Source organism: Curtobacterium sp. ISL-83 (genome assembly GCF_018613895.1).
GTDB lineage: Bacteria > Actinomycetota > Actinomycetes > Actinomycetales > Microbacteriaceae > Curtobacterium.
Genome location: NZ_JAGGPH010000009.1, coordinates 1 through 22433 on the forward strand (window position 1 = coordinate 1; position 22433 = coordinate 22433).

22 protein-coding genes are annotated in these 22433 nt (G+C 71.0%); 10 read left to right on the forward strand and 12 right to left on the reverse strand.

The genetic code is table 11. The features are described 5' to 3' along the window. Positions 1-65: 65 nt before the first annotated feature. Entirely contained in the window at positions 66-1172 is a 1107-nt protein-coding gene (locus J7E22_RS08110) for a LacI family DNA-binding transcriptional regulator (RefSeq protein WP_308159183.1), read from the reverse strand. Positions 1173-1343: 171 nt separating this feature from the next. Here J7E22_RS08110 and J7E22_RS08115 point away from each other — a divergent pair, with 171 nt between their 5' ends. From J7E22_RS08115 to J7E22_RS08130, 4 genes are all read left to right on the forward strand, one after another. After that, complete coding sequence (locus tag J7E22_RS08115; RefSeq protein ID WP_214980731.1) at positions 1344-2372, forward strand: nucleoside hydrolase; 1029 nt, start codon at positions 1344-1346, stop codon at positions 2370-2372. A 6-nt stretch (positions 2373-2378) separates the two neighbouring features. Continuing rightward, positions 2379-3806, forward strand: a complete 1428-nt coding sequence (locus tag J7E22_RS08120) for an MFS transporter (RefSeq protein WP_214980733.1) — start codon at positions 2379-2381, stop codon at positions 3804-3806. Beyond that, entirely contained in the window at positions 3803-4660 is an 858-nt protein-coding gene (locus tag J7E22_RS08125; RefSeq protein ID WP_214980735.1) for a ribokinase, read from the forward strand. The genes J7E22_RS08120 and J7E22_RS08125 overlap by 4 nt, the downstream gene beginning before the upstream one ends. A gap of 120 nt (positions 4661-4780) precedes the next feature. Beyond that, a complete protein-coding gene (locus J7E22_RS08130; RefSeq protein ID WP_214980737.1) occupies positions 4781-5722 on the forward strand; it encodes a Ppx/GppA phosphatase family protein in 942 nt (313 codons plus the stop codon). Positions 5723-5947: 225 nt separating this feature from the next. On the opposite strand, the gene J7E22_RS08135 is transcribed toward J7E22_RS08130, so the two are convergent. Beyond that, entirely contained in the window at positions 5948-6550 is a 603-nt protein-coding gene (locus tag J7E22_RS08135; protein ID WP_214980739.1) for an antibiotic biosynthesis monooxygenase, read from the reverse strand. Between the two features lie 66 nt (positions 6551-6616). On the opposite strand from J7E22_RS08135, the gene J7E22_RS18410 reads away from it, so the two are divergent. After that, the gene (locus tag J7E22_RS18410) at positions 6617-7060 is read left to right on the forward strand and encodes a DUF488 domain-containing protein (RefSeq protein ID WP_214980740.1); all 444 of its coding nucleotides are present in this window, start codon (positions 6617-6619) and stop codon (positions 7058-7060) included. 1 nt (position 7061) lies between these two features. Here the strand turns inward: J7E22_RS18410 and J7E22_RS08145 are convergent, their stop codons facing one another. Continuing rightward, a complete protein-coding gene (locus J7E22_RS08145) occupies positions 7062-7880 on the reverse strand; it encodes a hypothetical protein (protein WP_214980742.1) in 819 nt (272 codons plus the stop codon). Between the two features lie 91 nt (positions 7881-7971). Here J7E22_RS08145 and J7E22_RS08150 point away from each other — a divergent pair, with 91 nt between their 5' ends. Then, the gene (locus J7E22_RS08150) at positions 7972-8472 is read left to right on the forward strand and encodes a DUF6328 family protein (RefSeq protein ID WP_214980744.1); all 501 of its coding nucleotides are present in this window, start codon (positions 7972-7974) and stop codon (positions 8470-8472) included. Here the strand turns inward: J7E22_RS08150 and J7E22_RS08155 are convergent. Next, positions 8469-9488 (reverse strand): Ku protein, encoded by a 1020-nt coding sequence (locus tag J7E22_RS08155; RefSeq protein WP_214980751.1) that lies wholly within the window; start codon positions 9486-9488, stop codon positions 8469-8471. The genes J7E22_RS08150 and J7E22_RS08155 overlap by 4 nt on opposite strands. A gap of 106 nt (positions 9489-9594) precedes the next feature. On the opposite strand from J7E22_RS08155, the gene J7E22_RS08160 reads away from it, so the two are divergent. The 3 genes from J7E22_RS08160 to J7E22_RS08170 all read left to right on the forward strand — a co-directional run bounded on the left by J7E22_RS08160 (position 9595) and on the right by J7E22_RS08170 (position 13325). Then, complete coding sequence (locus tag J7E22_RS08160; protein ID WP_214980753.1) at positions 9595-10485, forward strand: SDR family oxidoreductase; 891 nt, start codon at positions 9595-9597, stop codon at positions 10483-10485. Continuing rightward, entirely contained in the window at positions 10482-13025 is a 2544-nt protein-coding gene (locus J7E22_RS08165; RefSeq protein ID WP_214980755.1) for an ATP-dependent DNA ligase, read from the forward strand. Before J7E22_RS08160 ends, J7E22_RS08165 begins: the two co-directional genes overlap by 4 nt. A gap of 132 nt (positions 13026-13157) precedes the next feature. Continuing rightward, positions 13158-13325: a hypothetical protein gene (locus J7E22_RS08170; protein WP_214980757.1), complete on the forward strand. Its 168-nt coding sequence runs from the start codon at positions 13158-13160 to the stop codon at positions 13323-13325. Positions 13326-13445: 120 nt separating this feature from the next. On the opposite strand, the gene J7E22_RS08175 is transcribed toward J7E22_RS08170, so the two are convergent. From J7E22_RS08175 to J7E22_RS08200, 6 genes are all read right to left on the reverse strand, one after another. Next, positions 13446-13622: a hypothetical protein gene (locus J7E22_RS08175; protein ID WP_214980759.1), complete on the reverse strand. Its 177-nt coding sequence runs from the start codon at positions 13620-13622 to the stop codon at positions 13446-13448. Positions 13623-13632: 10 nt separating this feature from the next. Next, positions 13633-14583 (reverse strand): sugar phosphate isomerase/epimerase, encoded by a 951-nt coding sequence (locus tag J7E22_RS08180; protein WP_214980761.1) that lies wholly within the window; start codon positions 14581-14583, stop codon positions 13633-13635. 153 nt (positions 14584-14736) lie between these two features. Further along, a complete protein-coding gene (locus tag J7E22_RS08185; RefSeq protein ID WP_214980763.1) occupies positions 14737-15420 on the reverse strand; it encodes a fumarylacetoacetate hydrolase family protein in 684 nt (227 codons plus the stop codon). Between the two features lie 33 nt (positions 15421-15453). Beyond that, positions 15454-15669, reverse strand: coding sequence for a hypothetical protein (locus J7E22_RS08190; protein ID WP_214980765.1), 216 nt, complete (start codon positions 15667-15669; stop codon positions 15454-15456). 162 nt (positions 15670-15831) lie between these two features. After that, on the reverse strand, positions 15832-15984 hold the full coding sequence (locus J7E22_RS08195; RefSeq protein WP_214980767.1) for a hypothetical protein: 153 nt from the start codon (positions 15982-15984) through the stop codon (positions 15832-15834). 101 nt (positions 15985-16085) lie between these two features. Then, a complete protein-coding gene (locus J7E22_RS08200) occupies positions 16086-18557 on the reverse strand; it encodes a phosphoketolase (protein WP_214980769.1) in 2472 nt (823 codons plus the stop codon). Between the two features lie 201 nt (positions 18558-18758). Here J7E22_RS08200 and J7E22_RS08205 point away from each other — a divergent pair, with 201 nt between their 5' ends. Beyond that, positions 18759-19436 carry a hypothetical protein gene (locus tag J7E22_RS08205; protein ID WP_214980770.1) on the forward strand — a complete coding sequence of 226 codons (678 nt, stop codon included), beginning with the start codon at positions 18759-18761 and terminating at the stop codon, positions 19434-19436. Between the two features lie 138 nt (positions 19437-19574). On the opposite strand, the gene J7E22_RS08210 is transcribed toward J7E22_RS08205, so the two are convergent. Beyond that, positions 19575-20180 carry a DUF1992 domain-containing protein gene (locus J7E22_RS08210; RefSeq protein WP_214980771.1) on the reverse strand — a complete coding sequence of 202 codons (606 nt, stop codon included), beginning with the start codon at positions 20178-20180 and terminating at the stop codon, positions 19575-19577. Between the two features lie 62 nt (positions 20181-20242). Continuing rightward, positions 20243-22084, reverse strand: coding sequence for a glycoside hydrolase family 15 protein (locus J7E22_RS08215; protein WP_214980772.1), 1842 nt, complete (start codon positions 22082-22084; stop codon positions 20243-20245). Between the last annotated feature and the right edge of the window lie 349 nt (positions 22085-22433).

Sequence of the window (22433 nt, forward strand, 5' to 3'; positions counted from 1 at the left end):
CCCGGGCCCCGCGCAGCCCGCGACCGGGCCGCGGCCCGGTGCCCCCGACCGCGCAGACTGGGCCGTCAGGCGCCGGTACTCGCCCGCCGGACCAGCCTCGCGGGCAGGGCGACCGGCTCCGCCGCCGTCCCGTCGAGCTTCGCGAGCAGGTGCAGCGCCGCAGCCCGGCCGAGATCGGCTCCCGGCAGTGCGACGCTCGTCAGCGCCGGCGCGGTGACGGACGACGACGGCAGGTCGTCGAACCCGGCGACGGCGAGCTCCTCGGGGACCCGGATGCCGAGCGACCCGGCCACCCGCAGCACCCCGTACGCCAGGGTGTCGGCCGCGGCGACGACGGCCGTGACCTCGTCGTCCTGCCAGGCCTCGATGACGTGCTCGGTCGCGGACGCCGCCGCCTCCACGGTGAGGTCAGCGCGGGCCGTGACGTTCGAGACCGCGATCCCGGCGGAGTCGCAGGCCGCTTCGAAGAGCTCCCGGCGGACCCGGAACGTCGTCGCCCGCGAGGTGCCGTCAAGGTACCCGACCCGCCGGTGGCCCTGTTCCGCGAGGTGCGCGACGAGGTCGTCGATCCCGGGCGACAGGTCGTAGTTGACGGCGTCGGAGCCGTCCGGGCCGACGGAGCCAACGGAGTCGGCTGAGCCACCGGAGCCGGCTGAACCACCAGTGCCGTCGGGACCGCGTGTGCCGTCGGGACCATCAGGGCCGGCGGGGCTGTCCGGGGCGTCGAGCAGCACGACCGGCACGCTCGCGCTCATCGGTTCGCCGGCGGCCGGGGCATCGACGAGGATCCCGGCGGGACGCAGCCGCTCGAAGCGCCGGACGTCCGCAGCATCGGGCTGCGCTCCGCGCTCGGTGACCGACAGCACGAGTTGGAACCGGTCGCCCAACGTGTCCCGCACGCCGCGGATGACCTCGGCGAAGAAGGGGTTCGACAGGTCGGGAGCGATGAAGACGACCAGGTCGCCGCTACCGCGGGCGAGCGAGCTCGCGGCGTGGTCGACGACGTACCCGAGCTCCGCCACGGCGTCACGCACCCGTGTGGCGATCGGCACGGACACCCGACCGCGGTCCTTGCCGTTCACGACGAGGGAGACCGTGGCGATGCTGGTGCCGGCGCGCTCGGCCACCATGGCGGCGGTCACGCGGCGGCCGGGAGCAGCGGGGGAAGGCACCTGCCGATGCTATCGACCGAGCCTCCCGAACTTGACGTCAAACGCTTGACGTGGTTCCATGTCAAACGCTTGACGCGCCGCCCGGGACTGATCCTCCGTCGGTGCGGATCCCCACCGCGTCGAGCACTCACGTCCCGCAGAACGATTCCCCGAAGAAGTGGAGCGCCCCCGGTGCCCGATGCAACGAAGCACAAGATCATCCTCGACTGCGACCCCGGTCACGACGACGCCGTGGCCCTCCTGTTGGCGCACGGCAGCCCCGACATCGAACTCCTCGCCGTGACCACCGTCGTCGGTAACCAGACGCTGCCGAAGGTCACCCGGAACGCGCTCGCCGTCGCCCGGATCGCCGGGATCACCGGTGTGCCGTTCGCCGCCGGTGCCGACCGCCCGCTGCTCCGCGAGATCGAGGTGGCCCCCGACATCCACGGCGAGAGCGGCCTCGACGGCCCGATGCTCCCCGAGCCCGCGTTCGCGCTGGACGAGCGGCACGCCGTCGACCTGATCATCGACACCGTGATGGCGCACGAGCCCGGCACCGTCACCCTCGTGCCGACCGGCGGTCTGACGAACATCGCGCTGGCCGCCCGGAAGGAACCGCAGATCATCGAGCGCGTCAAGCAGGTCGTGCTGATGGGCGGTGGTGTCCACGTCGGCAACTGGAGCCCCGTCGCCGAGTTCAACATCGTGATCGACCCCGAGGCCGCCTCGATCGTCTTCAGCGCCGGTTGGGAGGTCGTGATGGTCGGCCTCGACCTCACGCACCAGGCACTCGCCACCCCCGAGGTCGCCGCGCGCATCGCCGCCGTCGGTACCGCTCCTGCTGCCTTCGTCGGCGAGCTGCTCGACTTCTTCGGCCAGACGTACAAGGACGCGCAGGGCTTCGACTCCCCGCCCGTCCACGACCCGTGCGCCGTCGCCTACGTCATCGACCCGACGATCGTGCGTGCCGTGAAGGTGCCGATCTCGATCGAGACGCAGGGCACCCTGACCCTCGGGATGACCGTCGCCGACTTCCGTGCCCCGGCCCCGGAGGACTGCAGGACGAGCGCCGCGATGGAACTCGACCACGCCCGGTTCTGGGACCTGGTCGTCGACGCCCTCGAGCGCATCGGCGAGACCCCCGACACCGGCTGGACCCCGCGTGCCGCAGCGGACGCGGTCGCCATCAACGAACACACCGTCACCCCGGAGGCCTGACCCACCATGACCACCACCTCGACGACGACGTCGACGATGTCCCGCAAGTCGATCGGCGCCCTCACCGCCGCGCTCCTGGCGGCGTGCATCGCGTTCCAGCTGAACGCGAGCATGCTCAGCCCCGCCCTCGTCACGATGGCGCGTGAACTCCACACGGACGACGCGACGATCGGCCTCTCCCAGACGCTGTTCTTCACCCTCGCAGCGCTGTTCTCCCTGTTCCTCCCGCGCCTGTCCGACATCGTCGGACGCAAGCGGGTGCTGCTCGGCATGCTCGCGGTGATGCTCGTCGGCAGCGTCGTGGCGGCCCTCGCGGTGAACGTGCCGATGCTGTTCGCCGGCCGGATCATCCAGGGCGTCACGGGCCCGGTCGTCCCGGTCTGCCTGCTCATCCTGCGCAACGAGATCGCCGACCCAAAGCGGTACGGCGCGGCCCTCGGGCTGCTCACCGCGGTCAACGGCGGCATCGCCGGTGTCGATGCGCTCGCCGGGGGCTGGATCGCGACGAACTTCGGGTTCCGCGGCATCTTCTGGGTGATCGCGCTCGTCACGGTCATCGCCGCGGTGCTCGTCGCCGTGTGGGGTGTGGAGTCGCGGCCGTCCGAGGGCACCCGGATGGACTGGCTCGGCGTCGTCCCGCTCGTCATCAGCGTCGGCGCGCTGCTCACCGCCTGCAACGAAGCCGGCAAGCTCGGCGCCGCCAACCCCGTGGTCGTGATCGGCGGCATCGTCGTCGCGCTGGCGGCCTTCGCGGTGTTCTGGGCCGTCGAGTCGCGGGTCCGAGAGCCCCTGGTCGAGACCCGGTTCCTCAAGCGCCGGGCGACGTGGGCGCTGCTCCTCGCGACGCTGCTGACGATGACCGGCGTGTTCGCGGTCGTCAACGGCCTCGTCACGAGTCTCGCGCAGAACCACGAGGTCGGCTTCGGGATGGAACCCGACCTCGCCTCGCTCGCGTTCCTGACGCCGTACGCGCTGGTCGGCTGGATCGTCGGACCGTTCGCCGGCCGACTCGCCCCGACGCTCGGCTACCGCGCCGTCCTGCGCGTCGGTCTGGTCGGCAGCATCGTCGCCACGCTCGTGATGGCGATCGTGGGTGTCCACTCGCTGCCCGTGCTCATCGCCGCGACCGTCCTGATCGGCATCACCTACGCCGGCATCGCGAACATCATCCTGAACGGCCTGGGCATCGTCCTGTCGCCGGCTTCGAACCCGGGCTTCCTGCCGGGCCTCAACGCGGGCGCGTTCAACCTCGGTGCCGGCATCAGCTTCGCGGTGCTGCCCGCGCTGCAGATCGCGCTCGGCACCGGCGGGTCCGCGGGGACCGGCGGCTACTCCGGTGGCATGCTGCTCGGTGCCGTGATCACCTGTGCGGCCCTGGCCACGTCCTTCCTCATCCCGCGCCCGGCCTCGGCCGAGACAGGAGCCGCCGCATGACCGGCATCGTCGTCGTCGGCAGCCTCAACGCGGACCTGGTGGTCCGCACCGAGCGCTTCCCGAAGCCCGGTGAGACCCTCCAGGGGTCGGACCTCGCCATCCTGCCCGGCGGCAAGTCCGCCAACCAGGCGGTGGCAGCCGGGAGGCTCGGGGGAACCGTCCGAATGATCGGTGCGGTCGGCGACGACGGGAACGGGGCGCTGCTCCGCGACTCCGTCGCGGCCGCCGGGGTCGACACCACGCACGTGGCCGTCCGGCAGGGCACCGCCACCGGCACCGCGGTCATCACGGTGGACGGGGCCGGCGAGAACACCATCGTGATCTCCGCCGGAGCGAACGGCACGCTGACGCCGGACGACGTCCCCGCGGACGCCTTCGACGGTGCCGGGGTGCTCGGGCTCTGCCTCGAGGTCTCGATCGACGTCGTGCTCGCCGCCGCCCGTGCCGCCCGTACGGCCGGCGTGACGGTGCTGACGAACCTGTCGCCGTTCGGGGCCGTGCCGTCGGAGCTGCTCGACCTGACCGACGTGCTGCTGCTGAACGAGCACGAGGCCGCCGCCCTCGGCGAGCACGGGGTGCGGCGCTCCGTCGTGACCCGGGGCGGGGACGGCTGCGTCGTCCACGACGGCGACGCCGACCCGGTGTCGATCGACGCCGTGCCCGTGCAGGCCGTGGACACCACGGGCTGCGGTGACGCGTTCATGGGAGCGGTGGCGCTCCGTCTGGCAGCCGGCGACTCCCTGGTGGAGGCCGCTCGGTTCGCCATCGGTGTCGGGGCGTACGCCGCGACGAAGCCGGGCGCGCAGGCGTCCTACCCGACCCCGTCCGAACTCGAGGCGTTCCTGCGGGCGTGAGCGCGCCTCTCCCACCGGCACGGCCCGCCCGCCGCTGGCGCGACGGTCGGGAACCGGCGGCGTGGGCTCAGGCCGTCGTCCGTTCCGAACCGGCGTGACCCGGGGCGCTAGCGTGGTGCCGTGCGCGTAGGAGTCCTCGACATCGGGTCCAACACCGGCCACCTGCTGGTGGTCGACGCCCACGGCGGCGCGGCACCGCTGCCGGCGTCCTCGTTCAAGCAGGCGCTCCGGTTGGCCGAGCACCTCGACGAGTCCGGCGCCGTGACCGACGAGGGGGTCGACGCACTCACGACGTTCGTCGCGGAGTCGGTCCGCGTCGCCGAGGAGCGCGGGTGCGAGGACATGCTCGGCTTCGCGACCTCGGCCGTCCGCGACGCGGTGAACTCGGACGCCGTCCTCGCACACGTCGAGGCCGCCACCGGGGTCGAGCTCGCCGTCCTCTCCGGCGAGGACGAGGCCCGACTCACCTTCCTGGCGGTACGACGGTGGTTCGGGTGGTCCGCGGGGCGGCTCGCGGTGTTCGACATCGGCGGAGGGTCGCTCGAGATCGCCGGTGGTGCGGACGAAGCGCCGGACGTGGCCTGGTCGATGCCGATCGGGGCGGCGCGGCTCGCCCGGACGTACTTCGCGTCCGGGACCCCGACCGAGGACGACGTCCGCCGGATCCGCCACGAGATCCGGGTCGAGATCGCGCGGGACGCCGGGCTGCTCCTGCGGTCGGGGCGTCCGGACCGTGCGGTCGCGACCTCGAAGACGTTCCGCTCGATCGCTCGGATCTGCGGATCGGCTCCCTCTGCTGCGGGGCCGCTCGTGCCGCGGTCGCTCGACGGGGCGGTGCTCCGTCGGAAGCTTCCGTCGCTGCTGACGATGTCCGTGGAGGAACTCGCCGAGCTGCCCGGGGTGTCCGCGAGCCGCGCGCACCAGGTCGTGCCGGGGGCGCTCGTCGCCGAGGCGTGCCTGGACATCTTCGACCTGCCGTCGCTCGAGATCTGCCCGTGGGCGCTGCGCGAGGGCGTGATCCTCGAGCGGCTCGACCAGTTGTCCGTACTCGGGACGCCGTAGGCAGCGGGGTCGGGCAGGGCGGGCGGGTGCCGGGTGCGAGACGCCCCCGTCTGCCCGAGACACGGCGGGGCCCGTGAGACGCCGCGAAAAGCCGCGGCGTCTCGAGCGGGACGGGGCGCTTCGCGGGCAACGGGGGCGTCTCGCCGGGACCGGGCGGCCACGAGGACGGGGGCGTCTCGTCGAGACGGGGGCGTTTCGCCGAGACGGGGGCGTTCCGGGACCGTGTCAGGGCTTACCGGGCGCGAGGAGCCAGGGGCGGATCAGCCGGGTGACGAACGGGAGCACCCAGAACGTCATGATCGGGGTGAGCACGACGGTCGTGATGAACACCCGCGGCAGCGCTGACAGGTGCCCGAACGACGGGACGAAGATCCCGACGAGGATCGTGAAGACCAGGTTCACCGGGAAGAACCCGAGCCAGATGCTCACCGCCTGCTTCCACCGCGGCGGCGCACTCGACGCGGGGGTGTCGGCCGGGGCGTCGAACCAACCCTCGATCCCCGTCCGCTTCTCGACCCGGGACTCCACGACGAGGTCCCGGCCGACGTCGAGCCACCGGAGCCGGTCGTCCGAGTTCTCCCACGTCGCGAGCGAGTCGTGGTCGGCGAACCGGTAGAGCATGTGCCACTCCCGGCTCGTGGCGTGCGAGCGGACCCACCCCGAACCGAGGAAGCCGGGGTAGCGGTTCGCCAGGTTCACGCCGGACTGCACCCAGCAGGTGGCGTCGGGGATGCGGTCGGGTTCGACCAGGCGGGTGATGGACACGGTGACGGGCGGGCCGCTGAGCGCTCGTGGCGCGGGTGCGGCTCCAGGCTCTTCTGGAGTCATGCGCCCAGTGTCGCCGACGCGTGTTACCGGCTCGTGTCGTTCCTTCGCCCGTGCTTGACTGGTCTGATGACAGCGCAAGGGCCCATCGGGATCGGCTACGAGGGATTAGACCTCCCAGGGTTGATCGACCGGCTGCGGCTCCGTGGGGTCACTCACGTCGTAGACGTCCGGCTCAATCCCATATCGCGCAAGCGAGGCCTCTCCAAGACCGCGTTGCGAGAGGGTCTCGAGGCAGCGGGGATCGACTACAGCCACCTCCGTTCGCTCGGTAACCCGAAGGCGAACAGGGATGGTTTCGCAACAGTTGTCGGACCCGAAGCTCGGTCATGTCGCGACGCGTACCGGACGCTCCTGGAGACGCGCCCCGCGCAAGATGCACTGGACCAGATCCGAGCGCTGAACGAGCACCAACGCGTTGCGCTCCTCTGCTTCGAGGCCGATGAACCCCACTGTCACCGTGAGCTCGTCCTCGAAGCTCTCCGGAGTCCGTCCCTCGCTCTCGTCGGCTGAGTCAGAAGAGTGTCGACCCCCAATCAGAACCGCGGGGGACGTGATGGATGCCGAGGGCTGAAAAGCTCTTGCGCTTCGGGGGATCGGCGATGTTGCCGACGTACAGGGATGTCCGCAGTCCCTCGTGGAACTGCTCGTCACGGAACTTCTTGAGGATCAGCGTCCTGAGCGCTTCGTCCGAAGAGAACCGCCCGCGGTGTTGAAGAGCAGCGAGTTCGAAGTCCAGCAACGTCGGCTGGTGCCCCCTGCAACTCAGCGCTGCGCAGAGGTACCTGATCTTGACGACGAACCGGGGGGCTTCGAGCGGGGCGACCGGCTGCGGTGGCTCTCCGAACAGTGCGGGCTGATGAATCGCGTCCTGGATGGCTTGCTGCTGCGCTGAAGACCATCCGGGGTGTTTCGAGACCATGAAGCCGCGGAGTTCGCGCACCGTGACGATGCCCAGCGACTGGGCGTCCATGTGGGCTCGTACTCCGTCGAGGAGGTCGCACATGGTCACCGCTGGAAGCTCGCTCAGGACGAGATCCCTGGCTGCCTTGGCTCCCACGTGTGCGACGACGTCGAGGCTCTCCCAGATTGGTCGCCTGCTCTCCGATCGTGAATCGTTCTTCGCCGGGAGCGTGTCGACCTCGATGATGTCGTACTTCGCAAACTGCTGCGCGGTCGACAGATGGCGAAAGGGCACGGGATAGAGGCGGACCCACTCGCGCACGTCCCCGTCGACCCTCACCCCGGCGACACACACGGTGTCGATGTACGACCGCGACGGCTCTGGGGCCGCTTTCACCGTGACCATCATCCTCACCCGCTGACTGACCATCGCGATGCCCCCACTCCTGTTCCAGAATCCACAATATCGGTGCCCTCGAGGAATGGAAGCGGGGTGGGGCGGCGCTCGGTAGGTTCGGCGCATGAGCGACACCGACGGCACCGAGCGAGGACGGCACGAGACAGCGACCGAGCGCTCCGACCGCAACTGGACCGACATCCAGCAGGAGCTGCGGATCGTGCAGACCGGGACGCAGATCCTGGCGGGGTTCCTGCTCACGCTGCCGTTCCAACAGCGGTTCACCACGCTCACCGGCGGTCAGAAGGCGCTCTACCTCGTGCTGGTGGTGCTCGCCGTCCTCGTGACCATCACCGCGCTGTCGGCGGTCGCGACGCACCGGCTGGTGTTCCAGCACCGACAGAAGCACGAACTGGTGCGGGTCGGGAACGTGATCCTGCTGGCGGCCCTCACGGCCAGTGCGCTGCTGTTCGCGGGCACGGTCCTGCTCGTGTTCGACGTCGTCATCGGGGACGTGGGCGGGATCGTCGGCGGGGTCGCCGTGTTCGTGGGGACGGCGGCGCTCTGGGTGTCGCTCCCGTCGACGCTCCGCCGACGCCAGCGGAACGAGGAGGAGCCCCGCTAGCTGGCGCGCTTCTTCGCCGCGGGCTTCTTGGCCGGGGCCTTCTGGGCGGGGGTCTTCTTCGCAGGCGCCTTCTTCGCAGGCGTCTTCGCCGGCGTCTCCTCGTCCGTGGTCGTGGCCGCCGCCTGAGACCGACCCGACGCCGCGTCGTCGCCAGCGGAACCCGATGACGACCGCGCGGTGGACGACGAACGCGACCCCGTGCCTCCAGACCGGGAGGAGGACCGCGAGGTCCGGTTCTTGTCCACCGACGCGCGGAGCGCAGCCATCAGGTCGATGACGTCGCCGCCCTGGTCGTCGTCCTCCGCCTCGCGGTCACCGAAGGTCTGCGACGTGTCGACGTCGTCCCCGGCCTCGAGCTTCGCGTCGATGAGCTGCTGCAGTTCCTGCTGGTACGCGTCGGTGTAGCGGTCCGGATCGAAGTCCGTCGACATGCTGTCCACGAGCGACGACGACATCTTCAACTCGGTGGCGCTCACCTTCACGGACGTGTCGAGGGCCGTGAAGTCCGCGGCACGCACCTCGTCGCCCCACAGCAGTCCCTGCAGCAGGATCACGTCGTCGTGGACGCGGAGCACACCGAGCCGTGTCTTCTGCCGGAGGGTGAACTGCACGACGGCGAGCCGGTCCGTCTTCGACAGGGTCTCCCGGAGCAGGACGTAGGCCTTGGGGGAGCGCGAGTCGGGTTCGAGGTAGTAGGTCTTCTCGAACATCATCGGGTCGACCTGCTCGACGGGGACGAACTCCAGGACCTCGATCTCGTGGGACTGCTCCTCGGGGAGCTGCTTGAAGTCGTCGGCGGTCAGGATCACCGTCTTGTCGCCGTCGTCGTACGCGCGCTGGATGTCGCCGTACTCGACCTCGTGCCCGAACTCGCACACGCGCTTGTACCGGATGCGGCCCTTGTCCTCGTCGTGGACCTGGTGCAGGGACACGTCGTGCGTCTCGGTGGCCGCGTAGACCTTGATCGGTACGTTGACCAACCCGAACGCGATGGAACCCTTCCAGATCGACCTCATGCGCTCATGATGCCCGGGTGTGCACAGGAACGTCCGGAGCCGGTGTGTTTTCCACAGATCCCGCAGACCGGGAGCGCTCTGCATCGCGCACGAGCACGATGGGCGCATGAGCCAGCTGGACAAGCAGGACCCCCGCGACCAGTTCGCACGCCCGCCCTTCCCCGCGCAGACGCAGCAGGGGTCGGGGCTGGCCAGCGCCATGGATCCGCAACCGGACCACGGCGAGACGAGCTACCTCGGCACGGGCCGGATGCCCGGGTACCGGGTCCTCGTCACCGGGGCGGACTCGGGCATCGGGCGCGCGGCGGCGATCGCGATGGCGAAGGAGGGCGCGGACGTGGCGCTCAACGCCCTGCCGGAAGAACTCGACGACCTGGAAGCCGTCCGCGACATCATCGGGGACCTCGGCCGGAACGCGGTGCTGCTGCCCGGCGACCTGACCGACGAGGGGTTCTGCGACGAACTCGTCCGCGACGCCGTGAGCAGGCTCGGGGGACTCGACTCGCTCGTCCTCGTCGCCGGCCACCAGCAGGTGCACGAGGACATCACCCAGCAGTCGACCGAGGACTTCGACCGCACGATGAAGGTCAACCTGTACTCCCTGTTCTGGCTGGTCCGGGCCGCGGTGCCGCACATGGCGCCGGGGAGCACGATCGTGACCACCAGCTCGGTGTCGGCGTACCAGCCGCAGGACCGGATGATCGACTACGCGGCGACGAAGTCGGCGATCATCACCTACACGAACGGGCTCGCCCGCCAGCTCGTTGCGAAGGGGATCCGCGCGAACACGGTCGTCCCGGGCCCGGTCTGGACCCCGCTGCAGCCGATCAGCTACCCGGGGGACGAGATCGCCCGCTACGGCCAGGACACCCCGTTCGGCCGGCCGGCCCAGCCCGTCGAACTCGGGAGCGCCTACGTGTACCTGGCCGGGCCGGAGTCGTCGTACACGTCTGGGACCACCCTGACGGTGGCGGGAGCGACCGGGGTGGCGGTGTGAGTCCCGCCGCGCGCAAGACCGTCGTGCTCGTCGGCGACCGACGTCTGGCGCTCACGAACACCGACAAGGTGCTGTACCCGGAGACCGGCACGACCAAGGGCCGGGTCATCGAGTACTACGAGCGAGTCGCGCCGTGGATGATCCCGCACGTCAAGGACCGACCGGTGACGCGGAAGCGCTGGGCGAACGGTGTCGACGGCAAGGTGTTCTTCGAGAAGAACCTGCCCGACTCCGCGCCCGACTGGGTCCGGCACCACACGATCCACCACTCCGAGCACGACAACGAGTACCCGATCGTCGACGACCTGCCGACGCTCGTCTGGATGGCGCAGCAGGCGGCGTTGGAACTGCACGTACCGCAGTGGCGGTTCGGACCACGGGGCGCGCAGCTGAACCCCGACCGGCTCGTCCTCGACCTCGACCCGGGCGACGGCGTGGGTCTGCCGGAGTGCGTCGAGGTGGCGGTGGCCGCGCGGGAGATCCTGCACGGGATGGGGCTCGAGCCGTACCCGGTCACGTCGGGGTCGAAGGGCATCCACCTCTACGCCGCGCTCGACGGGCGCGCGACGACCACCCACGTGTCCGAGGTCGCACACGAGCTCGCGAAGGCGCTCGAGCAGGACCTCCCGGACCTGGTGCTGTCCTCGATGAGCCGTGCCGAACGCACCGGCAAGGTCTTCGTCGACTGGTCGCAGAACAACGGCAACAAGACGACGATCGCGCCGTACTCACTCCGTGGCCGCGAGCGTCCGACCGTGGCAGCGCCCCGCAGCTGGGACGAGTTGCAGGAGCGCGGGCTCGCCCAGCTGACGCTGGACGAGGTGCTGGAACGCCTGGAGGCGCACGGCGACCTCCTGCACCCGGTCGCGTCCGCCTCGTTGTCGGTCGGGAGGGACGACTCCGGTCACTGGGACAGCGACCGGACCGCAGACGCGAACCGCGCCAGCGACGACCGACTGGCGACGTACCGCGCGAAGCGCGATGCCTCGAAGACCCCCGAGCCGGTCCCCGAGGGCCCGCCGAGCGTCCGGAAGGACGGGACACCGACGTTCGTGATCCAGGAGCACCACGCCACCCGGGACCACTACGACTTCCGCCTGGAGCACGAGGGCGTCCTGGTCAGCTGGGCGCTGCCGAAGGGCGAGCCGACGGACCCGGGGAAGAACCACCTGGCGGTGCAGACCGAGGACCACCCGCTCGAGTACGGCTCGTTCGAGGGGATCATCCCGCACGACGAGTACGGCGGCGGGACCGTCACGATCTGGGACGACGGCACCTACCAGCTCGAGAAGTGGCGCGAGGGCGAAGAGGTCATCGTGACCCTGCACGGCCGGACGGGCGGCGCTCGCCGGCTCGCGCTCCTGCACACCAGGGGGCGGGGACGCGGCCGCGACGGGGACGAGAAGAACTGGCTCATCCACCGCACCAAGGAGCAACCGGACCGTCTGGCCGACGGCACGGGCGCGGGCGCGGGAGCGACCAGTTCGCCCGGTTCGGATGCGCACACCGCTCCGCGGGGGACGGGCCATGTGTCGCAGGACGGCCAGCGGCGGATCGACCGAGCGGCCCCGTCCGAGACACCGCCGTCGGAGCGACGAGCGATGCTGGCGAGCCTGCCCAAGGACGATCCGCACCTGGACCCCGCCGAGTGGGCGTTCGAGATGAAGTGGGACGGGATCCGCGCGCTGGCCACGGTGCACGACGGTGCGGTCACGTTGCGCAGCCGGAACGACAACGACCTCACCGACCAGTACCCGGAGCTGCAGGAACTCGGCACGCGTGCCGGGGTCGACGGGGTCTTCGACGGTGAGATCGTGGCCCTCGACGACCGGGGGCGACCGTCCTTCCAGCTCCTGCAGAACCGGATGGGACTCACGCGGAAGCGTGAGGTGGACGCCGCGCGGGGGTCCACGCCGGTCCGTCTCGTGCTGTTCGACGTGCTCGAAGCGGACGGGCACGACCTCACCCACCTGGGCTACGACGCGCGACGTGAAGCGCTGTCGACCGTGATCGACGCCGGCGGTGTGGTCGACGTGCCCGATGCCGTCACCGGTGATCTCGATGCAGCCATGGCGGAGTCGAAGGAGCAGGGCCTCGAAGGCGTCGTCGCGAAGAAGCGGTCCTCGCACTACGTCGAGGGTCGCCGGTCCGAGAACTGGTTGAAGCGCAAGCACCACTCGACCCAGGAGGTCGTGGTCGGCGGCTGGAAGCCCGGGGCCGGTCGACGGGCCGGCGGGATCGGGTCGCTCCTGCTCGGCGTGCCCGGTCCGGACGGGCTCGAGTACGTGGGGAAGGTCGGGACCGGGTTCCGTGACCGTGACCTCGACGAGATCGCCGAGGTGCTCGGCGCGCTGGAGCGGGCGACCTCGCCCTTCGTCGACGTGCCGCGCCCGGACGCGCGCGATGCACGGTGGGTGACGCCGAAGCGTGTCGGTGAAGTGGAGTTCGCCGAGTGGACCGGCGACGGGCGTCTGCGGCAACCGTCCTGGCGTGGATGGCGGGCCGACAAGGACCCGGAGGACGTCGTCCGGGAGGGCTGACCAGACCCGTCGGGCGCCCCCGGTCCCGGCGACCGGACGTCCCCGGTGCTGCCGACGGAGAGGACGTTCACTGGGGACGGCTGCGCGGGACCCCGTGCGCCTGTTACGGTCACCGGGACGAGGGGACCCGGGATGACCGAGAGCACGTACCTGCCGCCGTTCACCGCTCGGGAACGGGCGGCGATCCGGACCAGGCGATCACCGGACGCAGCAGACGCCGCGGCCGCTGTCGCTGTCGCTTCCGTCGCCGAGCACGAGACCACGTACGCGGACTTCCTGGTCGACGCCGCCGACGAGTGACGGGAACCCATCACCGCGCCGGCGGTCCGGACGGGGCCGTCGGCCGGTGGGGCCGTGAGGCTGTCGGTCGGTCGGTCAGTCGGCCCGTCGGTCAGGGTCTCTGACGGAGTCGCTGATCGATCACGGCGCGGGTGCCGGGCCGTCCGCCGCTGCTCCACCGTCGGCCACGGGCAGGTCCTCGTCGATCAGTTCGTCCTCCTCGGGCTGTCGGACCTCGGCGGCCGCGGCCTTCGCCTCGTCGATGGACTCCTGCGACCGTCGGAGGAGCTCGTCGTCGTGTGCTGCGTTGTCGCTCATGCCGGGGACGCTACGCCGGAGCCCCTGTGCCGGCGTCGCGTCGACGTGCGCTGTGGTGCGGCTCGAAGTCGACGGCGGACGTCGGTGCCAGGGTGGTCGGCATCGCGGGCGCCGCCGGGCCGCCGTAGGCATCCGCCGCGTCCAGCACGGCACGGGTCGCGGCCGCGGCCGTCCGGAGGGCGTCGCGGATCGGCCTCGCCCGGTGTGCCGGAGTCCGGACCTCGACACCCCACGGCTCGTCGAAGCCGAGTTCGCGGACGACCCGGATCAACCCGGGCAGGTCCCAGGCTCCGGCCCCCGGCAGGTACCGGGCGGTCCGCGCTTCCTCCGCCAGGGTCATGCCGGCGGGGGTGTGCAGCAGTCCGTCGCTCAGTTCGACCGCCGCGAGCGCGGACGGAACCACACCCTGGCGGACGGACGCGAGGGTGGACCCGCTGCGCAGGACGTGCATCGCGTCGAGGAGGAGGCCGCCGTTCGGGTGGCCCGCGGCGGCGACGAACCGCGCTGCACGCTCGATCGTCGGCAGGTTCGACCACGGTTCCGGTTCGAGGACGAGCCCGGCACCCACCGACGCCGCCTGGGTGGCCAGCCGGTTCCAGTCGTCCACCATCGCCGCGGGAGAGATCCCGGGCAGCGTGCTGTCGGCCCGGACGATGACCTGCCAGGCGCTCAGGCTGGCGGCGGCCTCCAGCACCACGCCGTGATCCGCGAGGTCGTCGGTCGTGTGACTCGTGCACGTCCACCAGTGGTCGAGCGGCCCGACCTGGACCCACACGATGCCTGCGTCGTCGAGCATCCGGCGCAGGACGCTGAACCCGATCGTCGCCCGGACCTCGTGCAGGTCGTCGAGCGACATCGACAGCCCGGCGAACCCCGCGGCACCGACGGCCGCCACGCGCTCCCGGAGGGGCTCGTCGCCCGCCCAGGTCCACGACGTCGCGAGCAGATCGTGTTCCTGCACGGCGTCACCTCCGTTGTCCGGACACGCCTGGCCGTCCCGCCTGACCGACCCGCCGCGCCTGTGGTGACGCCGCAGTCCCCGCCCGACGTCGGTGTCGTTGTACTCCCGGAGTCTGCATCCGTTCACAGCGAGCCCGGATCCCGACAGCGGACCTCAGACGATCCGGGTCGTGACCGTGCCGATCCCCTCGATCGTGCCCTCGACGACGTCCCCGCGCAGGAGGACGCCCACGCCCTCGGGGGTGCCGGTCATCACGAGGTCACCGGGCGCGAGGGCCACCGACTGGGACAACGCAGCGAGGGTCTCGGCGACCGACCAGATCTGGTCCGAGAGGTCGCCCGACTGTCGGACCTGCCCGTCGACGGCGAGGCGGATTGCCCCGGCGGTCGGGTCGACGTCGGCGGCGGGGGTGATGGCGCCGACCGGCGCGGACCCGTCGAAGGCCTTCGCGCCGTCCCACGGCCGCCCGAGCCGCTTGGCCTCGGCCTGCAGGTCCCGGCGGGTGAGGTCGAGACCGACGGCGTAGCCCCACACGTGAGTGAGGGCGTCCGCGGCTGCGATGTTCGAGCCGCCCGTCCCGATGGCGACGACGAGTTCGACCTCGTGCTCGAGGCGTCCGGTCTGCGGCGGGTAGGGCGTGTCGGCGCCGTCGGTGACCACCGCGTCCGCCGGCTTCGTGAAGAAGAACGGCGGTTCGCGGTCGGGGTCGTGTCCCATCTCGCGCGCGTGCGCAGCGTAGTTCCGGCCGACGCAGAAGACGCGGCGGACGGGGAACCGGCCGCCCGTGGTCGTGGGGACGGTCGGGAGGGGCGGGGCCGGGATGACGAGGTCGGTCACCCCCTCAGCGTGGCACCGAGTGCGGCACGGCGTTCACCCCTCGGCGAAGGAGGACTCGTACCGGAGCCGGCGGGCTCGCTGACGTTCCAGTCGTTCCCGCCACTCGCGCCGCATGTCATCGAGTTCCTGGTCGGCGCCGCGAGCGCGCAGGATCGGTCCGTAATGCGGGTCGGCGAGCAGCCGCGGCAGGCAGCGTTCAGCGTCCTCGAGGTCCTGCCGGAAGGCGCGGTCACTCAGCTTCGAGATCATCCTGGGTCCCTTCGTCGTCTGTCCGGTGTGGCAGTTCGCGTCGCAGCATGGTGAACATCCAGTCGTCGTCCACCGTCGCCATGCCCGCGTCGACACTGCTCGGGCCATCAACTCGGCAGCTCGGCGTCGCTCGGCATCGTCGGACGTCGCGCGGTCCGCCACCTAGGACCAACGCTGCCACCAGGGGTCCCGGTGTCCCAAGAACTCTGTATTCCGCCGCCGAGCGCGCCCGTCGACCGCGTTCACGACGAGGGCGCCGACCGCGACGGCGGCGCTCGTCACCGACACCAGCACGCTCACGATCCCGAGGTCCATGCGTTCCACGATGGCGGCACACGACCGGCCACGCGGCGGGCGCGGCCGGTCCTGTGGAAGACGGGCCGCGCCTCCAGGCTGTGGAGGACTGCGCCCCGGCGTCAGTTGCCGGGGGCCGCGCCCTCGGTCTCGCCCTCCCCAGGGTCGCCCCCGGTCCCACCGGAGGTGGGCTCGTCCTGCGGCCACCCCACGAACTCCCACCCGGCCAGGGACGGGTGGTCCTCACCGTGGGTGTACGCGTGAGCCCGGGCGGCGTCCCGCGCGTCGGTCAGTGCGCCGAGCAGGTCGTCGTGGTCGTGGCCGCCCACGCGGGTGAGTGCGTCGTGCGCCAGCGCGAAGCGGTCCATCTCGCTCCGCATGAGCATGTCGAACGGGGTCGTCGTCGTGCCGCGCTCGAGGAACCCGTGCACGTGCAGGTCGTCGTGCCCGTGCCGGCGGTACGTCAGCTGGTGGACCAGCGAGGGGTAGCCGTGGAACGCGAACACGACCGGCGTGCCGGGCAGGAACAGCGCGTCGTAGCGGTCGTCCGACATCGGGTGCGCGTGCTTCCGCGGGTCCCCGATCGCGAGCAGGTCGACCACGTTGACCACCCGCACGCCGATGTCGGGTGCGTGCTTCCGCAGGATGTCGGCTGCTGCGACGGTCTCGACGGTCGGCACGTCCCCGGCGCTGGCGAGCACGACGTCGGTGCGCCCGACGGTCTGCTCGGTCCCGGCCCAGTCCCACACCCCAGCGCCCGCAGCGGCGTGCGCGACGGCGTCCGGCAGGGACTGGAACACCGGCTCCGGGTGCTTCCCGGCGACGATGACCTCGATCCGGTTCGTGGTCTCCAGGGCGTGCGCGGCCACGGCGAGCAGGGAGTTCGCGTCCGCCGGCAGCAGGATCCGGACCAGGTCCTGCTGCTTCGAGGCGACGACGTCCAGGAACCCGGGGTCCTGGTGGGAGAACCCGTTGTGGTCCTGGCGCCAGACGTGCGACGAGAGCAGGATCGTCAGGTTGGACACAGGCGAGCGCCAGTCGATCTCGGTCGCGGACTCCAGCCACTTCGCGTGCTGACCGACCATCGAGTCGATGATGTGCGCGAACGCCTCGTACGTGTTGATGATGCCGTGGCGGCCGGACAGCACGTACCCCTCGAGCATCCCCTCGAGCAGGTGCTCGGACAGGACCTCGGTGACCCGGCCGCGGGCACCGAGGTGCTCGTCGCCGGGCGCCCGTTGCGCGCGCCACACCCGCGACGTCACGTCGAACACCGCGTCGAGCTTGTTCGAGACCGTCTCGTCGGGGCCGAAGAGCCGGAACGTCGATCCGTTCCGACGGATGAGTTCGGCGAGCCACGGGCCGAGCGTGCCCGTGGCCGAGGCGTCCTGGCCGACCTCGGCACCGAAGGATTCGAGGTCGGGCAGGTCGAGCGCCGTCCGGAGCCTGCCGCCGTTCGCGTGCGGCGTCGCGCTCATCCGCGCCTCGCCCTTCGGTCGGATCGTGGTGAGCAGCCCGATCGGCTGGCCGTGCTCGTCGAACAGCTCGTCGGGGCGGTAGGACCGCATCCACTCCTCGAGCTGTTCGCGGTGACCGGCGTTCTCGCGGACCCCGGGCAGCGGGACCTGGTGCGCGCGGAACGTGCCCTCGACGCGCTCGCCGTCGACCTCCTTCGGCCCCGTCCAGCCCTTCGGCGTCCGGAGCACGAGCATCGGCCAGCGCGGCCGGAGGTCGGCGGCACCGGCGGGCTGGCCCGCGGCGGCTCGGGCGGCCTGGGCGCGGGCGGCTGCCTGGATGTCGTCGATCTTCGCGAGGGCGCGTCGGAGCGCCCCGTCGAAGAGCGCGTGCACGGCGTACGGGTCGTCGTCCACGCGGGCGGAGTCGACCACGATCGGTTCGTAGCCGAGGCCCCGGAAGTACGACGTCAGGTCCGACTCGGGGATGCGCGCGAGGATCGTCGGGTTCGCGATCTTCCACCCGTTCAGGTTGAGGATCGGCAGGACCGCGCCGTCCGTCACGGGGTCGAGGAACGTGTGCGCCTGCCAGGAGGCCGACAACGGCCCGGTCTCGGCTTCGCCGTCACCGATCACGCACGCGACGACCAGGTCGGGGTTGTCGAGCGCTGCCCCGTACGCGTGCGCGAGTGAGTAGCCGAGCTCGCCGCCCTCGTTGATCGAGCCGGGGGTCTCCGGTGCGGCGTGCGAGGGGATCCCTCCGGGGAACGAGAACTGGCGGAAGAACCGCTGCAGCCCGTCGACGTCCGGCGTGATCTCCGGGTAGAGCTCGCCCCACGTGCCCTCGAGCCACGCGTTCGCGTTCATGGCGGGTCCGCCGTGTCCGGGCCCGCAGATGTACAGCAGTTGCCGGTCGGTCTCGGCGATCAGCGCGTTGCAGTGCGCGTAGACCAGGTTGAGGGCGGGGGAGGTGCCCCAGTGCCCGAGGAGCCGTGGCTTGATGTCAGCGGGGTCGATGGGCCGGGTCAGCAGCGGGTTGTCGAGCAGGTAGATCTGCCCGACCGTCAGGTAGTTCGCGGCCCGCCACCAGGCGTCGATCGCCCGGATCCGGTCGGTGCTCGTGCTCTGTGCGGGGGACATGCCTCCACGGTACGAAACCGGGGGGTGAGAATTTCCAGGAACGAGTTTCCAAACCGTTTCGCGGGGGGTGCCGAATCACTGGCACAAGGGCAAACGCCCAGGGCGTTCTCCGGTCGTGTTCGGCCGGTATTCGTCGTACGTACAGATACGTACCGACCGGTCATGACCGGATCGCCCCACAGCACAAAGGACGGAAGACCAATGCGCAAGTTCACCAAGACCACGATCACCCTCGCCACCACCGGCGCGCTCGTCATCGGCGGCGCGGCGTTCGGCGTCTCGGCTGCCCAGGCCGACGGCTCGATCCACACGGTCGCCTCGACCTCCTCCAAGATCCCGGCCCCCGTCGCCTCGGTCCCCGACGTGCTCGGCGGCAACACCGCGGTCAAGCTCGACGCCGGCTTCGTCTCCGCGCTGACGTCCCTCAAGCTCACCCCGGGCGTCTCCGGCACCGCGAAGCTCGCCGACGGTTCGGTGTCCTTCCCGATCACCGACGGTTCGGTCACCTACTGGTCGCCGAGCGGCAACTACCGCCCGTACGTCCAGGGCCTGCTGGACCACAACGGCTCCGGCCTGACGCTGACCGCTGGCTCGACCACGGTCACGCTCGAGAACTTCGTCGTCAACCCGGGTTCCTCGAAGCTCTACGGTGACGTCCTCGTCAACGGCAAGCTGGCCGTCGGCAACGCCTACCTGTTCGAGCTCTGGGGTGGTTCGCTCAAGCCGCTGCAGCTGCAGGGCAGCGACGCGATCCTCACGGGCACCACCGTGCACATCTCGCCGGACGCCGCGAAGCTCCTCGACAGCACCTTCAAGACGACCGCCGTCAAGGCCGGTCTGCTCGTCGGCACCGCGACCATCACGGCGCAGATCAAGTAACACCCGCACCACTCGAACGGGCACGGCACCACGCGAACGCGTGGCGCCGTGCCCGTTCTGCGTCTGCGCCGGGACCCGTCACAGGTCGAGGAACGCGCACCCGGTGTCGGCTCCGTCGGCCGGGAGGCATGACACCCCTCACCGACGTCGGTGCCACCAACGACGGGGTCGGTCCGCGTCGGCCCGCGCTGCCGCCGCACGCTCGTCGGCGTCGCGCTGGACGGCGCGACGCTGTCGCCACCGTTCGACCTCCGTGTCGACGTCGCGCATCGGCGTGACGACGGGCGGTCCGCCGAGCAGCTGCCGACGGGCCTCCTTCACGCGGGCGTTGAAGTCGACGAGCACGGACCGGACGTCGTCCTCGACCGAGAGCGCATCGAGGTGGTCGTCGAGCTCGGCGTCCTCGGTGCGGAGCGCCAAGGCCGGTGGGGCGATGCCGGTGATCTCCTCGCGTTCGATCTTCGCCTTGATCCACCAATCCGGATCGTGGTGGCCGTCGTTCCCGGGCAGGGGCTTGCCGTGGTAGGGGTTCCCCTCGAAGACGCCACGTCGTTCGGCGTCCTCGATCAGCGCTCGCGCGTGCCGCCCGACATCGCGGGCCAGGAGCGCCGGGCGTGCTTCGCGTTCCCGACGGACCTCGTCCGGGTCGAGCGTGCCACGCTCGACCTCGCGGTCCTGCAGCTGCTCGTACCGGTACCGGGCGGCACGCCGCAGTCGGTCCATCCGTGCGTCGGCGTCGTTCATCTCACGACCATCTTGCGCGTCCGCGCCGTGAGCGGACTCGGATCCGGCGCCTCGGCTCGGCGTCACGCGGCGGCGGCGTCGTCCGAGTCCTCAGCCGCAGCGGACATCTCCTCGATGGTGAGCGCCGCCTGGATCAGCGCCAGGTGTGACAGCCCCTGCGGGAGGTTCCCCATGAACCGGCCGTCCTCCGCGATCATCTCGCTGAACAGCCCGACGTCGTTCGCCTGGTCGACCATGTCGTCCATCAGCGCCCGCGCGTCGTCGATCCGGCCCGTGCACGCCATGGCGGCCGCGAGCCAGAACGAGCACGCCACGAACGGGGATTCCTCGTCCTCGAGCCCGGAGTACCGGTACACGAGCGGACCGCGCTGCAGCTCCCGCTCGATCGCGCGGATCGTCGAGGCCATGCGCGGGCCGCGGTCGAAGGCGCTCATCGCGTGCAGCAGGATCGAGGTGTCGAGCGCGTCGGTGTCCGGGTGCATGACGTAGTGCCCGAGCTCCTCGTTCCAGGCGTGCTCCGCGACCCAGTCCTCGATCAGCTCCCGGTTCTTCACCCAGAGGTCCCGCGTGCCGTCGATCTGCCCGGCGTCGTGCAGCTCCACGGCGGCGTCGAGGGCCTGCCAGCAGCCGATCTTGCTCGTCGTGTAGTGGTGGGCGTCCTCGAGTTCCCACATGCCCGAGTCCGGCTGTTCCCAGCGACGGCAGGCATCGTCGGCGAGCCCCTCGAGCGTCTTGGCGGTCTTGCGGTCCAGGACGTTGCCGGAGCGGACGTACTGCCGCATGATCGCGAAGACGTCGCCCCACACGCCGAGCTGCAGTTGGTCGGCGGCCCGGTTGCCCTCCGTCACGGGCCCGATGCCGTCCCAGCCCGGGACGTCACGCTCCTCGACCCGCTCGGTCCGTCGGCCGTCGAGCGTGTAGAAGATCGGCATGCCGCCGTCGTCCGCGGCGATCGTGCGGATCATCCACGACACGGCCGCGTGCGTCTCCTCGCGCAACCCGAACCGGGACAGCGCGTGCACCGTGTACGCCAGGTCGCGGACCCAGGCGAACCGGTAGTCCCAGTTCTTCCCACCCCGGCGGTCCTCCGGCAGGCTCGTCGTCGGCGCGGCCGCGATCGCCCCGGTGGGGGAGTAGATCAGGAGCTTCAGGGCCAGGGCGCTCCGCTGCACGGCGTCCGCCCACGGGCCGTCGTAGGAGAACTCCTTCGACCAGGTCGCCCAGTTCTCCAGCGTCCGGTCGATGCCCGCCAGGCTCTGCTCCGGTCGGGGGAGCGAGATCGGTTCGTCGAAGGTGCCGACGATGGTCAGGATGTGCTGGGACCCCTCGGTGGTGGTGAAGCGTCCGGAGAACCGCGGGCCGTCGTCGTGGACGGGGGAGAACCCCTGCTCGACCATCGCGATCGTGATGCCGTCGATGCCGATCACCGCCCCGTTCACGGTGTCCAGCCGCTTCGGTTCGGCGGTGCCGAGCAGCGTGCCGGGGACGATCGCCCACTCGAGCTCGACGCTGCCGCGCACACCCTGCACGCACCGGCCGATCTCCGCCCACGGCAGCCGTCCGGCGACTCCGGTGACCATCGCGTCGGTCACCGTGCAGGTCCCGGAGTCGGTCGTCCACGTCGTGACGAGCACGTTCGTGCCCGGCTCGTAGCGGCGTTCGACGGACGCGTCCCCGGTCGGCCGCAGTGCGACGTGCCCCCCGTGTTCGGCATCGAGGATGCTCGCGAACACCGGCGGCGAGTCCATCGAGGGGATCGGCAACCAGTCGATCCGTCCGTCGAGCGCGATGAGCGCCACGGTCCGGCCGTCACCGATCGCTCCGTAGGACCGGAGCGGCACGTAGCCGCCGCTGCGTTCTTCGTTCTCGGTCGCGTCCGGGGTGTCCCGGGTCCGTTCGGTCATGGGTCCAGCCTGGCCCGATCTGCTTCGCGACCACACGGCGGACGTACCCCTTGTGGACAGCGCGGGTCGCGCCTCCTGGCTGTGGACAGCAGCCGACACGCCAGGCGGGTTGTGCATCCCGGGCGTGTCGCACTACTGTCGCTCTTCTGCCCGACCACGGGCAGGACCGCCCGCCCCGGGTGACCACCGGAAGGACAGCGCATGCGCTCCCAGCAGTACCGCGATCCCCGCGTCGAGCACCAGCTCGCCGCGGTCGCCGTGCTGCCCGTGCGGGAGCGCGAACAGCTGCAGTCCTCCGGCAACCCCGTGTAGGCACGATCGTCGTCCGACGCTCCGTGCCCACCCGGCC

Excerpts from the sequence above, each read along its gene's own strand:
- J7E22_RS08200 (WP_214980769.1), bottom strand. The coding sequence starts at position 18,557 with ATGTCCCCCGCACAGAGCACGAGCACCGACCGGATCCGGGCGATCGAC.
- J7E22_RS08145 (WP_214980742.1), bottom strand. The coding sequence starts at position 7,880 with ATGGTCAGTCAGCGGGTGAGGATGATGGTCACGGTGAAAGCGGCCCCA.
- J7E22_RS08125 (WP_214980735.1), top strand. The coding sequence starts at position 3,803 with ATGACCGGCATCGTCGTCGTCGGCAGCCTCAACGCGGACCTGGTGGTC.
- J7E22_RS08135 (WP_214980739.1), bottom strand. The coding sequence starts at position 6,550 with ATGACTCCAGAAGAGCCTGGAGCCGCACCCGCGCCACGAGCGCTCAGC.
- J7E22_RS08205 (WP_214980770.1), top strand. The coding sequence starts at position 18,759 with ATGCGCAAGTTCACCAAGACCACGATCACCCTCGCCACCACCGGCGCG.
- J7E22_RS08170 (WP_214980757.1), top strand. The coding sequence starts at position 13,158 with ATGACCGAGAGCACGTACCTGCCGCCGTTCACCGCTCGGGAACGGGCG.
- J7E22_RS08155 (WP_214980751.1), bottom strand. The coding sequence starts at position 9,488 with ATGAGGTCGATCTGGAAGGGTTCCATCGCGTTCGGGTTGGTCAACGTA.
- J7E22_RS08210 (WP_214980771.1), bottom strand. The coding sequence starts at position 20,180 with ATGAACGACGCCGACGCACGGATGGACCGACTGCGGCGTGCCGCCCGG.
- J7E22_RS08190 (WP_214980765.1), bottom strand. The coding sequence starts at position 15,669 with ATGATCTCGAAGCTGAGTGACCGCGCCTTCCGGCAGGACCTCGAGGAC.
- J7E22_RS08160 (WP_214980753.1), top strand. The coding sequence starts at position 9,595 with ATGAGCCAGCTGGACAAGCAGGACCCCCGCGACCAGTTCGCACGCCCG.
- J7E22_RS18410 (WP_214980740.1), top strand. The coding sequence starts at position 6,617 with ATGACAGCGCAAGGGCCCATCGGGATCGGCTACGAGGGATTAGACCTC.
- J7E22_RS08195 (WP_214980767.1), bottom strand. The coding sequence starts at position 15,984 with ATGGACCTCGGGATCGTGAGCGTGCTGGTGTCGGTGACGAGCGCCGCC.
- J7E22_RS08120 (WP_214980733.1), top strand. The coding sequence starts at position 2,379 with ATGACCACCACCTCGACGACGACGTCGACGATGTCCCGCAAGTCGATC.
- J7E22_RS08215 (WP_214980772.1), bottom strand. The coding sequence starts at position 22,084 with ATGACCGAACGGACCCGGGACACCCCGGACGCGACCGAGAACGAAGAA.
- J7E22_RS08150 (WP_214980744.1), top strand. The coding sequence starts at position 7,972 with ATGAGCGACACCGACGGCACCGAGCGAGGACGGCACGAGACAGCGACC.
- J7E22_RS08175 (WP_214980759.1), bottom strand. The coding sequence starts at position 13,622 with ATGAGCGACAACGCAGCACACGACGACGAGCTCCTCCGACGGTCGCAG.